Annotated in this window: 12 protein-coding genes and 1 pseudogene; 4 read left to right on the top strand and 9 right to left on the bottom strand. The window is 43.4% G+C overall.

What is annotated here, in order from left to right:
* Nucleotides 1-164: 164 nt before the first annotated feature.
* The 5 genes and pseudogenes from R7F07_RS15585 to R7F07_RS15605 form a co-directional block, all read right to left on the bottom strand.
* A complete protein-coding gene (locus tag R7F07_RS15585) occupies nt 165-545 on the bottom strand; it encodes an Hpt domain-containing protein (protein WP_005377636.1) in 381 nt (126 codons plus the stop codon).
* Between the two features lie 11 nt (nt 546-556).
* Nucleotides 557-1,243, bottom strand: coding sequence for an AAA family ATPase (locus R7F07_RS15590; RefSeq protein ID WP_005377635.1), 687 nt, complete (start codon nt 1,241-1,243; stop codon nt 557-559).
* Nucleotides 1,243-3,344, bottom strand: a pseudogene (locus R7F07_RS15595) (SLBB domain-containing protein). Before R7F07_RS15595 ends, R7F07_RS15590 begins: the two are co-directional and overlap by 1 nt.
* Nucleotides 3,341-4,207, bottom strand: coding sequence for an OmpA family protein (locus R7F07_RS15600; RefSeq protein WP_042522939.1), 867 nt, complete (start codon nt 4,205-4,207; stop codon nt 3,341-3,343). Before R7F07_RS15600 ends, R7F07_RS15595 begins: the two are co-directional and overlap by 4 nt.
* Nucleotides 4,208-4,233: 26 nt before the next feature.
* Nucleotides 4,234-4,554 carry an STAS domain-containing protein gene (locus R7F07_RS15605; protein ID WP_017634929.1) on the bottom strand — a complete coding sequence of 107 codons (321 nt, stop codon included), beginning with the start codon at nt 4,552-4,554 and terminating at the stop codon, nt 4,234-4,236.
* Between the two features lie 422 nt (nt 4,555-4,976).
* Here R7F07_RS15605 and R7F07_RS15610 point away from each other — a divergent pair, with 422 nt between their 5' ends.
* On the top strand, nt 4,977-5,822 hold the full coding sequence (locus R7F07_RS15610; protein ID WP_017634928.1) for a DNA ligase: 846 nt from the start codon (nt 4,977-4,979) through the stop codon (nt 5,820-5,822).
* A gap of 15 nt (nt 5,823-5,837) precedes the next feature.
* Here R7F07_RS15610 and R7F07_RS15615 read toward each other — a convergent pair whose 3' ends face one another.
* Nucleotides 5,838-6,836 carry a DUF3080 domain-containing protein gene (locus R7F07_RS15615; RefSeq protein WP_042522941.1) on the bottom strand — a complete coding sequence of 333 codons (999 nt, stop codon included), beginning with the start codon at nt 6,834-6,836 and terminating at the stop codon, nt 5,838-5,840.
* A gap of 134 nt (nt 6,837-6,970) precedes the next feature.
* Nucleotides 6,971-8,341 carry an MATE family efflux transporter gene (locus tag R7F07_RS15620; RefSeq protein ID WP_005377626.1) on the bottom strand — a complete coding sequence of 457 codons (1,371 nt, stop codon included), beginning with the start codon at nt 8,339-8,341 and terminating at the stop codon, nt 6,971-6,973.
* Between the two features lie 392 nt (nt 8,342-8,733).
* Between R7F07_RS15620 and R7F07_RS15625 the strand changes: the two genes are divergently transcribed.
* Nucleotides 8,734-9,345 carry a riboflavin synthase gene (locus R7F07_RS15625; RefSeq protein ID WP_005377625.1) on the top strand — a complete coding sequence of 204 codons (612 nt, stop codon included), beginning with the start codon at nt 8,734-8,736 and terminating at the stop codon, nt 9,343-9,345.
* 75 nt (nt 9,346-9,420) lie between these two features.
* On the opposite strand, the gene R7F07_RS15630 is transcribed toward R7F07_RS15625, so the two are convergent.
* Complete coding sequence (locus R7F07_RS15630) at nt 9,421-9,615, bottom strand: CPXCG motif-containing cysteine-rich protein (protein WP_017634925.1); 195 nt, start codon at nt 9,613-9,615, stop codon at nt 9,421-9,423.
* Between the two features lie 253 nt (nt 9,616-9,868).
* The gene (locus tag R7F07_RS15635) at nt 9,869-10,735 is read right to left on the bottom strand and encodes a fructosamine kinase family protein (RefSeq protein ID WP_042522943.1); all 867 of its coding nucleotides are present in this window, start codon (nt 10,733-10,735) and stop codon (nt 9,869-9,871) included.
* A 224-nt stretch (nt 10,736-10,959) separates the two neighbouring features.
* Between R7F07_RS15635 and R7F07_RS15640 the strand changes: the two genes are divergently transcribed.
* Together R7F07_RS15640 and R7F07_RS15645 are read left to right on the top strand one after the other, a co-directional pair.
* Complete coding sequence (locus R7F07_RS15640; RefSeq protein WP_042523017.1) at nt 10,960-11,934, top strand: response regulator; 975 nt, start codon at nt 10,960-10,962, stop codon at nt 11,932-11,934.
* Complete coding sequence (locus tag R7F07_RS15645; protein WP_005377621.1) at nt 11,934-12,896, top strand: GGDEF domain-containing protein; 963 nt, start codon at nt 11,934-11,936, stop codon at nt 12,894-12,896. The genes R7F07_RS15640 and R7F07_RS15645 overlap by 1 nt, the downstream gene beginning before the upstream one ends.
* The last annotated feature ends 12 nt before the right edge of the window (nt 12,897-12,908 follow it).

Here is a 12,908-nt window from a genome sequence, read left to right on the forward strand (position 1 = left end):
AATTTGCGAAAAATCCATACTTTTTAATTGATTAAGTATACCCAAATAATTTCAAGGTGTGTGGCTTGGCGAGGGTGACTGAATTTGGAGCCTAAATTTCTGAGATGATGTCGGCATCGCGCTTTATCAAACGCGATGCTTCGCTAGGGAGTAAGACACTGATACTACTCAAACCCTTGAGCTTTTCGCTTTTCTAACGCATCAAACGATTCATTGGCGAGTTGAGGAAGTGTTTCACAAAGCTCCAATGCTTTTGGTATTTTTCCTTCGACACAGTACTTCTCAATCATTCTTGCTTGTCTTGAAAGCGTTCGATTGCCTAGAGCGAGAGCAGAACTGCCCAGTGTGTGAACCTCGAACTCTAATGTTTGAAGGTCTTTTGTGCTTAATGCTTGCTCTATTTTCTCCATGCGATCGCGTGACTCTTCGACATAGTGATCAATCAAGGTAGGGATGATTTCGGCGCACGTATCTTTGATCATTTGCTGAAGAATATGCTCATCCACTAATTCTTGCTCGATAGTCAATGTGTTATTTATCGTCATAATAGCGCTCCCTATAACATAAACAGTTCGCTTTTTTTAATTTGCTGAGACAGTTTTTCTTTCCACTTTTTTGGTAAGAAACGCAGCTTGGAAACTTGGCGGATTAACTCATCTTTCAGGCTTGGAGTGTGCTTCATGTTCAGTACAGAACCAATCAAGTTCGCATCGCTAGCATCGAGTAGCTTTTTGGCTTGCTCGAGCTGGGTTGCAGTCGTAGAGCCATAATGCGCTACTAACAAAGTAGCATCACATACGCCAGCAATCACTTGAGGCGCAATATTGCTTCGGTTGACACTGAGAAGTGGTGATGTATCTATCACGACGCGCTCGTACTGCGTTAACCATTGTGCAATGTTTTGTTTCAGCGTTGTTGGGTCTCGGTACGCTAACTGAGTACTGGCGAGAGATGGAGCTGGGAGGCCGACTAAAGTTTGGTGTGTATTCTCTCGTGTGATCAAATGGCCAACCTTCTCGTCATCATCAAATTCGTGAACAGTGTGATAAGCGGGTTTGAATAAGTTAAGGTCTACATACAAAGTATTGTGGCCTGCTAAAACCAAGCGCTCTGCAAGAGATGAAGCCACGGAAGTGACACCATCTTCAGATTTACAACCCACAACACAAATCGTTTTGTGGCCTTTCTGTTCACTCTGAAGATAAATTTGCTCAATCTCAGCGTGAGTTGCAGGAATAGTCATTACAACGCTCCTATTAACACGATGGTTGTGGTGATTTGTAAAATATCTCTTAGTCCGGCCCTCGCTTTTTCAACAAAGCTTTCGTCTTTATGGGGAATGTAAATTGTGTCGCCTGCGCGAATGACTGGCAGCTCATAAATGTTGGCTGTTTTACTAAAGTTCACCAAATCAAATGTTCGGGCTTGGCCTTGGCAGCAAGACATATTGACCACACTGATCTTTTCAAGGTAGGCATTATCAGTTGGTCCTCCTGCTTCCGCTAAGAGATCAAGCACAGTCATGTTGTCATTGAATACGTACCGCCCTGGGTCTCTTACTTCACCTAATACGCGTACCGTGGACTCTTTTGAACGATCTAACCAGTTTTTGTTTTTTTCTGGAATGTAAATGGTATCACCGGGACGAACGTGGGGCAGAATTGACTCATCGCCTGTTTCAAAGTACATCGATAAATTCAATTTACTCACTTTGGCATAACCTAGGCCTCGGTGTGTGACACGGATGTTGTGAATATCTGCATCCATTGTCGGTCCATCGGCGGCAGACAAAATATCCAGAAAATGCATATCTTCGGTGAAACGATAGCGCCCAGGTGCATTGATTTGCCCGAAAACGTATATCGATGCGTCAGAGCTTTGGCTTACCCATTGCGACTTATTATCGGATGGGTCGTCAGGCAATGCATGTACCCTTACGACTGTACCAGCGGAAACTTGAGGTAGGCTTGATGTTGGTGAGCCATCCAGAATGTATTGGTCTAAGTCAAATTGTGTCATTTGACCGTTATTGGCGACTTCAATTTTGGTGGTATCAGCTCGTCGAGTTGGGCCTCCAACGTGTGCAAGCAGGTCAATCAAATCCATTTCGTCTGACCACTCGATGCGTCCAGGGCGAACAACTTCTCCCATCACTGCGACCGCTCGACTAGGTGCTACTTTTAACCAAGACTTCTCATTGAAATCGGTTTTCTCCGGTACGAAAATCGCGTCTCCTGGTCCAACATTTGGTGGTCTGGCTGAAGATAGTCCTTCTGTATGCGCGGTAAGATCGAATTTGATGACTTTGCCATCGGCTTTTATAACGCGAATTTGGCGAGATTCTGCGTAGCGAGTGGGCCGCCAGCGTTGGCGAGGATATCCATGAAGCTAGCGCCTTGCTTGCCTTCGTATGCCCCAGGATGGGCGACTTCACCCATCACGTAAACCACATTTGCACCTGCTTTGATTTCTTCTTCCTGTTTTGGGACAAAGATGGTGGCACCTGGCAGGATCTCCGGCAGTAGGCTTTGGTCTCCAGTATCAAGGTACTTTTTCAGGTTAAACATGGTTGGGTTATTGTTTGTTATCACTCGAATTTGCTCAACACTGGCATATCGTGTCACGCCGCCAGCTCGCATTACGACATCAACTAGCGTGGTGTTGGGCTTGTATGAGAACGAGCCAGGTGCGTTGACTTCACCAAAGACTTTGATTGCACGAGCGGAATCTGCGCTGTCACCTGAATTCGCGAGTTTTGCTGCATCAAACTCTTGCTCAATATTCCCTACGAGTGGGGAAGCGGGGACAAATAAGACATCCAGTGATTCTAGTTTTGGCAGTTGGCTATTGTCACCCGTATCAAGGAAGCGTTTGTAGTCAAATTCAATGTTTTTATTTCCACGTTTCACGATCATTTTATCAAGCTGAGCCCCAGCGCGCAGGCCGCCAGCTTCGTACACAAACATTTGAATGTTGGACCCAGAAGGTAAGGTATATTCACCGGGTTTGACCACGTAGCCTTGAACGGACACTAACAACTGTTGCTGTTTAATAAAAACTCGAGCGTTGTTAACGTCACGATACACGGTCTTTAGCCTGTCGATAATCACGTCTTGGAGTTGTTGTTCATTGTAGCCGGCCACTAATACAGGGCCGACTTCTGGCAAATTAATTCGTCCACGACGATCAACCTGAAACCCTTGGTTTAACGACGCCTCTCCAGGTAAGTTAATCTGTATTAAATCACCGACCTTAACAGTATTGCTCTCATCCGCTATGGAAGAAGGTACCCACGCGACCAGACACAACAACATTAAGAGGATAAATGGTTTCATCGTGTTCATAGCGCGCCTCCTGCCGTTGGGTTGCGGTTTATTGAGCTATCGCTATCTGAATTAGGGCTAATAACCTCGATGCTTACTCGACGATTAGTTAAACGCACGGCGGATGTTTCACCTTCATAGAGTGGCAGGTTATCTCCGACAGATTTGGTAGTGACTCTCTCTGAAGTGATACCAAATACGGTTAGGTAACGCTTTACTTGTTCCGCACGCGCTTGAGCAAGTTTCTGGTTGTAATCGGGGGTTCCAGTTGCATCCGCATGCCCCGTTACTACAAGAGATAGGTTGGGGTGGTCACGTAAAATGTAGGCTGCTTCTGCCAAATGTCCCATGTACTTCGGGTTGATTTCTGCTGAATCGACAGCAAACTGGTTGTCGATATTAAGTAGTGCATAGATATCCGAGACTATGTTTAGGTCGCTACGTAGTGCTTCAATATCATCGGGCGGTGTGCAAGTGGTTTGGCTCAGTACGTAGTCGAGTTGTTGTTCGAGCTGGTTTAAGCGTCGACGCTGAATCACAAGGTCGTTGGCAGCGTCGAGTAAAAGCCCACCTTCTAACTCGCGCGCAATTCTATTTTGTTTTTCAAGGGCCTGAACAACTGCCGCAGGAAAACACCAGCGCGCGCCCTCTTGGATTAGTGCGTCTAGATGTAACTTGGTCAGTTGCCAATCAAACCTTAACCCATGTTCTGGACCTAAAGGCTCGTCAGGCATCACTGGGGAAAACTGATAATTCTCGATCGAGATATCTTGATAGCTTTCCGCCAAGCCACCTTTCCCGTGTTCTGGGTAGTCAAACGACGAACAACCAAACATGCCGACAACAAGACCGCTTAATGCATATCGTCGTATAAGATTTACCATGCCAACCTCCGTTTAAACCGGTATTTTTAGTGTCCTTTTGAGTTAACGGGAATGGCATGGTTGATACGAAGCAAGCTCATGATTTCTAAAGGTTGGCCTGATACGTTTTCAATACTCATGCTTCTTTCACGTTCAACTAGACGCTTATATAAGTAAACAATGGCACCAATCCCTGAAGAATCAAGAAATTGGACGTGCTGTAGGTTAATTTCGACTTCTTTGTGATGATTGTTGTGAATTACCTCATCAATGTGATGTTGTGCTTGTCGACAGCCGCTTGCATCTAAGTCACCAAAAAACTCAATGGCTAACTTGTCTTGATTGATTTCTAGTTTGCGTAGTTCCATGACTCTGTCTCCGTTTGTTTTTCTAATTGGATATAGAGCAGGTAACGTGCCAATTTGAAATTAATGAAAAATCAAACAGTTAAATATTGTTAATGATATTGTTCAATTTGAGAAAGGACTGATTCTCAAATTGAGAATCAAAAACGCACAGAGAAATGGTTTGCTTATAAGAGGTTTTGAGCCGAAAGAAGTCGTTAGACCGAGGGATCTCGTCATGATTAGATTCCAACTCGATTGACGAACCATCCGCCTTAAGTGAATAACGTGTAACGACTAAATGCAAAACCTGTCTAAAGTTTATGATTATCTTTGCAAATTATTACTAATGTTGATTGTTATGAGTCGAAGAATAACTAGTAATAAATAGGTCATCGAGAGGACTTACGTTTCAATAAAGGCGATTTTTTGTACAAGGTCTTCTTATGCCATTAAAAATGACATTAATTGCGCTGGCTGTTATGGCAGCGTCTTCACAGCCTCAAGCGGATACGTCTCTCGCACCACCAGTTTCTCTTGCACAAAGCTATCAGGATGGCATTGATGTGTCTGAATATTGGTATAGCGAAAAACTTGATGGTGTTCGCGCTTATTGGACTGGGCAACATCTCGTGACGAGAAATGGTAATCGAATCTACGCCCCAGACTGGTTTACAGGACCTTTGCCTGATTATCCGTTGGACGGTGAACTTTGGGCTGGGAGAGGTAACTTCCATCTTGTTCAGCAAACGGTATTAGATAAAACTCCTGTAGAGTCTGCTTGGCGACACATCGACTTTATGATCTTTGATATGCCATATTCCGCTGGTGATTATCGGAAGCGTTATTACAACATCAAAGATTTAGTGCTTGAAGTCGACCAGCCTCATATCAAATATGTCGAGCACCGAGCGATTCAAAATGAAGCTCATCTGTTTACACAGTTGGATAAAATTTCAATATCCGACGGTGAAGGGGTGATGTTGCGGAAGGTATCAAGCCGCTATCAGGCTGGACGCGGTAGTGATTTGCTTAAACTAAAACGATACGCAGATGATGAAGCGTTAGTTGTGGGTTATAAGCCAGGAACAGGGCGCTTATTAGGTATGATGGGAGCAATGTTAGTTCGCTTACCAAATGGCATTGAGTTTTACATCGGTAGCGGATTTACCGATGAAGTGCGTCGCCAGCCTCCGAAAATTGGTTCAACCATTACATTTAGATATAACGGTTTTACACATACTGGTAAACCGCGTTTTGCTCGATTCTTGCGTGAAAGGTTGAAGGAATAGAACGCTCTGCACTTACTAGTTGCCAACGGTTACACCACATCGTTTGAAGAGACCCTGCCAAAACTGAACGTGGTTTAGGGTTTCTTGCCTAAATGTCCTATGTGCCTCAATTATGCCATACTGGTGACCATGGAGTTGCATACGGTTCTCCACCAAAGTGGCACCATCATTAAGTTGTTGATAGGTACTGTCTAAATAAGCCAAATAAGGTTGCACTTCTTCAACGTAAATGGATTGAAAGACATTTCTTAAGTAGCGGAACTGAGTGGTGTCTCTGTTCGGCCCGCACAATACATTGCTCTGGTTCTGCTCAAGTAGCTGAGTTGTCGCTTTTAACCAAAGGGATGTGTTAACCATTGAATAGTAAAGTCGTCCGAGTAAACGAGATTTCTCTAACTCTTCTTGATATTGAGTAACTTCCACATCGGGTAGACGTGAGACCGCGCGGTGGGGTAAATCATACATTTCGCTGAAAATACGATAGACATCGTTAATGCGTGCAATATCATTCGTCGTATTTTGAGATAGCCAATCAGAGGCTGTTAGTTGCTTTTGCATGGCATCACTTACGAGTAGTAAGTTGTCGAGATGAATGTCTAGATGTTGCCACTTGGTTGAGTAAAGCTCTGTCAATGTCGCGCGTTCTTCATCGCTAAGTGGAAATTCGGATAAACATCGATTTATGACTCTTAAAAGGGCAGTTTGATAATCAAAATCATGAAAGGCATCCTGCACCTTTCCAAGTTGTGAGTTTTTCTCGGCAAGTAAATTAAAGAGTCCGCATTGTCGTAATTGATAGCTCTCTAGCAGGCCAATAGATAGCCTTGGCAATGGCTCGAACAAAACGCGTTTCGCAGGAATCGTTACCGTAGACTGTAATTCTATTGGAATAGCAGGAACGTCCAATACATTGGCTACACGTTGATGATACTTATCAAACATGGCGTTCTCTGGATTGAACCAGTTATCACAACCATTAAGAATCAAGATTAAGAACAATAAAATAGACCGCACAAATATCCTTTTTTATAACTTCGTATCCGTTGTCTAGAGAGCAAAATCAACCACTTCGCAATCTTGTTATAAGTATACTCAACCGTGTGATTATTCGATCAAAAAAGCCAGCGGATGCTGGCTTTTTTTACTTTTTATTGAACTGAAAAGTTCAATTGCACTTCTGGCTCTTGGCGATGCATCCAACGCATTCTGACGCCTAACATAAAGGCCGCAGAAGATAGGCCGATGATAAAACCAAGCCAGAAGCCTTGTGCTCCCATTGGCTCGACAATCCAGTCTGTACGGCCAAGGACGTAACCAATTGGCAGCCCAAGAATCCAATAAGCAATAAAAGTACGGTTGAAGATGGCTCGCATGTCTTTATAGCCGCGTAATGCACCAGCTGCGATCACTTGAACCGCATCCGTACATTGATAAACAGCGGCAAACACGAGCAGGTGCATCGCTAGAGTGATTACCTCTGGGTTGCTAGTATAAAGCTCGGCGATCCACTCACGAGACAAGACGGTTAAAATCGCTGTGAGAACGGACAATGCTAGACCAACCATAATGCCGACTCGTGACGCTACGCGCGCGCCATCTACGTTTTCTTCACCAAGTCGATGGCCGACACGAATGCTTACTGCTGCACCAATACTCATTGGTAGCATAAATACCAACGAGGAGAAGTTAATCGCGACTTGATGCGCTGCCACAATGATAGGACCCAGTGGTGAAACGAGCAGTGCAACAACAGCAAACAATGTCACTTCAAAAAACAGCGCTGCTGCAACAGGAAAGCCGAGCTTGAATAGACGAACTTGCGCTTTCCATTGTGGGCGATGCCATTCTCCAAATAGGTTGATGCTTTTCAATCGCTCTGATGTCATCACATACAGCAATAGCATGGCAAACATGACCCAGTAAACAATCGTGGTTGCTACACCACAGCCAACACCGCCTAATTCAGGTGCACCAAACTTGCCGTACACGAAAATCCAGTTTAGAGGAATGTTGAGCAGCAAACCGATAAAGCCAATAACCATTGCCGGCTTCGTCAATGACATACCATCCGTAAAGCTTCTAAGCGTTTGGAAAAGTAAAAAAGCGGGTACTGCTAATATAACGGCATGAATGTATCCCACCGTTTTTTCAGCCATCAGTGCTTCAACATCCATCAGTCCGAGAATAAACTGGGTTTGAAGCAGGACTGCAATTATCGGCACACTGATCAGCAATGCCAAAACGACGCCTTGCTGAATTTCAAACGGGATTTTCACTCGACGACCAGAGCCATTTAACTGTGCGACAACAGGGACCAATGCCATTAATAAACCCACCCCAAACAAAATGGATGGTAGCCAAATACTTGAAGCGACAGAAACCGCAGCCATGTCGGTGGCGCTAACGCCGCCAGCCATTACGGTATCAACAAACCCCATACCAGTTTGAGCGACAGATGCGATCAATACCGGGGTCGCCAATTTGATAAGACTTGATGCTTCTTCTTTATAGCGATGCACGAAAAATACTCCAGAGCGGAACAATAAGTTGAAAGAATGAGAGTACTCGAGGGCAAAAGATGTGGTGAACGGATCTGATGGTTGATTTTAGTCACGATAAGGTGAAAAAATGCCTCGGAGAAACTCCGCGCAAATGATAAACAATTGTATGTTTATATTCCATAGCTAGGTAGCGAATAGTCGATAACACTGACTGGACGCTCTCCACGCTAAGGATACGCTTTTACTGAGAACAGCAGCGAATCATGGTAATGTTGAAGCATGCATGAGAACAAACCAGTGTTCATTAAGCCATGGCTTTATCGTCTGCGGTCTTTATTTCCGACCTGTAGCGCAGTGTTTAGGGCTTAGTCTTCGACTACAGTTGGTATTAAATCAATAGGTAAAAAGAAATGTTTACAGGAATAGTTCAGGGTACGGCGAAGGTCGTTAAAATTGATAAAAAAGAACGCTTTCAAACGCACGTTGTCGAGTTAAGCGATGAACTTTGTAAAGGGTTAGAAATTGGTGCATCCGTTGCACACAACGGATGTTGTCTAACTGTGACTAAGATCGAAGGCAACCTTATCAGTTTTGATTTAATGCAAGCGACATTGGCTCTTACTAATTTAGGTCGGCTGGTGGAAGGGGATAGCGTAAACATTGAGCGCGCGGCTAAGTTTGGTGACGAAATAGGCGGGCATAGTATGTCTGGTCATATTAGTTTAACGGCAGATATTGTCGATATCATCGATACGCCCAATAACCGCACGATTTGGTTCCAACTGCCGCAAGAATCAATGAAATATGTATTAGCGAAAGGTTACATTGGTTTAGATGGCTGCTCGCTAACTATTGGTGAAGTTGAAGCGTGTCGTTTTTCGGTACACCTAATTCCAGAAACCTTGCAGCGAACGCTTTTCGGAGTGAGACAAGTAGGGGAGCGTGTTAATATTGAGTTTGATCCTCAGACTCAAGCAATTGTTGATACTGTTGAGCGCGTTCTTGCAGCAAAACAGCTTTAGAATGAGAAAAAGGAGCCTAGTGCTCCTTTTTCATTTAAGCGTTTTTATATTTCTGATGTTCACATGCTCGAGCTGTTATTCGTAATTGTCATCGATAAATAGTTCGACCTTATCTTGTAACTCATCCACTCGCATATTTAGGTGGATAGCGTGGCAACAAGCTGGGCAATCATCATAAAACTCTTGGTCACCATTACTTGCATCTAATGTAATGCCGATAGAGTGTCCGCAATGCGGGCACTTTACATACCTTTCGGTATAATTTTTCATACAACAACTCCTAATCTCGCAGGGCTTTTAAACACACTATTCATCAATGAAGTACAGCCCTTTACTTACTTTGCCTACAAGGAAAATAGGCACAATCCAAAGTTAAGTCTCCTTTGATATTAGGCAGAGTTGTTGCTAATTGAGTCGAAATAAGTACAAAACTTGACCCCAAACTCAACCTTGAGCTTAGGGTGATTTTCTGTAGTGATGTGCCTCGAGATTTTACATCTTGAAATATGCAGTGGCTTCCAAATTAATAAGAAATGATTTTATTAATAACCAGTTGAGCCTGTTCCAAGTAATGGCCGCCAAACAAATTACAATGGTTGAGAACATGGTAAAGGTTATAGATATCTTTACGTTCCTCATAGCTTGAAGAAAGTGGCATAACCGATTCGTAGCCTTGATAAAATTCTGGCTGAAATCCACCAAAAAGCTCTGTCATCGCAATATCACACTCCCTGTCCCCCCAATAGCACGCAGGATCGTAACAGATAGGACCGAATGCAGTGAGTGCCGCATTTCCATTCCATAAATCGCCATGCAACAAAGAAGGTTTCGGAGCATGGTTTGCTAGCCGCTGTTTTACGACGTCGATAAAGTCATCGATATCAACCAAGGTGACGCCTTTTTCTTTAAGGAGCTGTAATTGCCAACCTATGCGTTGCTCAGCAAAGAATACACACCATTTCTTGTGCCATTTGTTGGGCTGTAGAGTCGAACCGAGATAGTTGTCGGTATCAAAACCAAACTCTTTTTGCTCGCCCCACTGGTGTAGGTGAGCTAATTGCTGCCCAAATTTAAAGCTGTTGGGACCATCTTCTAATGGTTTCGTTGGAAGGTAGTTAAGAATTAGGAATGAGGCATTTTTGGTTTTACCAACCAATACCACCTCAGGTACAAATAGGGTTGATGTTTCACGCAAAAGATGCAGGCTTTCAGCTTCTACCTCAAATTTAGACAAAAACTCGCGATCGTTAATTTTCACAAAATAACGTTGCTCGCCATCATTGATCATGTAGCTTTCACTGATATCCCCACCAGACAGCCTTACTTTTTCCGTGATCTGGTAATCGAACAATAAAGTATCAGAAAGCTGTTGCGATATTGCTTGCCACATACAAAACCTCGCGAATCTATTTGACCACCAATAGTTTAGGATAAATAGCAGGGAGTTGGCGCTATGTTGAGCATACTTAGTAAAGAAACCTTCCTCTTAGTGTAGTCAATTTGTATAAATGTGAATCAAATCGCTTATAAGCCTCTGATTTGTTGGCTTAGCATATGGAGATGAACGTTTACAACAGGTATTATGATTTTTTTGACGTTAGTTCCATTGGTGGCATGAAAATACTGATATGTGATGACTCAGCTGTTGCAAGAAAGCTTATTGCGCGTTCTATCGTACAAGATACATCATTGCATCTTATTGAAGCGCAAGATGGTTATGAGGCGCTTAATATTCTTGCTGAGCAAAATATCGATATTTTGTTTCTCGATTTAACGATGCCCATAATGGATGGTTTTGAGGTCCTCGAATCATTACCTGTTAGTCAGTACCCGACCAACATCGTCATTATTTCTGGAGATGTTCAACAAGAGGCAAAACAGCGCTGTCTCGATCTTGGTGCTCAAGCTTTTATCGCTAAGCCTCTGACAGAAGAGCAGGTGCTCCCACTATACGAACAATTAGGACTGCATTATGCGTTCAAACCTAGTCATTCGGTTGATTCTAAAAACCAGGGTTGCGAAGAGCTTTCCTTACTAGCCAAATTCCGTGAAATTGCGAACATTGCCCTTGGTAAAGGGGCTGCGATTATGGCCGACCATTTACATGAGTTCATACAACTTCCTGTTCCTCATGTTGGACCGTTGTCCTACGGCGAGCTTCATATGACACTGGTTGATGTGGTTGGGCGTGACAGTTCCGTTGCGGTAGCGCAGAGGTTTGTCGGTGGTGGTATTCACGGAGAGGCACTGGTGTGCTTACGTGGTAGGGATATCAATCAGATTGGGGAAAAATTAGGTTACCTCCTTGAGTTTACGCCTCATAATGAAATCATCTTGAATATCTCTAACCTACTGGTTTCGTCATTTCTCACATCATTGGGCGATCAACTCGACAAGCAGTTCTCACTTCGTCAGCCAGGCATTGTGGATACCTTAACACCTTATTGTGAAGAGCAAGGCGAGTTGGGTGAGCTCTTTACTATCGAATACACCTACATGGCAGAAGCGCTCGATTTCGAGTGCGAGGTACTGTTTTTAATTGATAAGCCATCCGTAGAAATAATCTATGAAATCATGGAGCTAATCTAATGTCCGATATCACGCTGGACATAGCAGACTTTCATTGGGTCACACAAATTCTCGATACGATGGATTCAGGGCTTATTGTTTTGGATCAAGAGTATAAAGTGTGTGTGTGGAACAGTTTTATGCAGTCATACAGTGGCATTCTATCACAAGAAATTCTTGGTGAATGTTTATTTGAGCATTTTGAAGAGCTGCCAAGAACTTGGCTAGAAACCAAGATAAAAGCTGCCGCCGATCTGGAAACTCGTTCTTTTTCTAGCTGGGAAAACCGACCGTATCTTTTTAAGTTCAACAATTTTTCTCCGGTTTCAAACAGCAGTGATTTTATGTATCAAGATATCGTGATCACGCCGTTAATTGGGCTCTCAGGAGAGGTCAGCCACATAGCGATTCAAGTCAATGATGTTTCTGAAACTGCGAGAAATCGCATTCATTTGAAAGAAACAAATCAACATTTGTCGGAAATCAGTCGCAAAGATGGTTTAACAGGTTTATTTAATCGCGCTTATTGGGAGCAATCATTGAAAGATGAGTTTGCTCACTTAAAAGTTATCGACGGACCATGCTCATTAGTAATATTCGATATCGACCACTTTAAGAAGGTGAATGATACTTATGGTCACCCGACAGGGGACGAAGTCATTCGTCGAACCTCTGCCTTGTTGAGAAAAACAGCAAGAAGCAGTGACATCTGCGGTCGTTTTGGTGGTGAAGAGTTTACCGTACTACTTCCTCACACAAACCAGGAGCAAGCTTGCTATTTCGCAGAGCGTTTGCGCAAAAGAATTGAGCAAGAGATCGTGAAAGTGGAAGATTTTTTGATTAATTACACGATAAGTATTGGTGTTTGCGAGTATAAGCCTTATTTTGAAACTCACACTCAATGGTTAAAGAGTGCCGATGCTGCGCTGTATCGTGCAAAAGAAAATGGTCGTAACCAAACCTGTTTGCATGAAAATGGCTGAAATATAAAAAGG

This window comes from Vibrio sp. YT-16 (assembly GCF_033337405.1).
GTDB lineage: Bacteria > Pseudomonadota > Gammaproteobacteria > Enterobacterales > Vibrionaceae > Vibrio > Vibrio alginolyticus.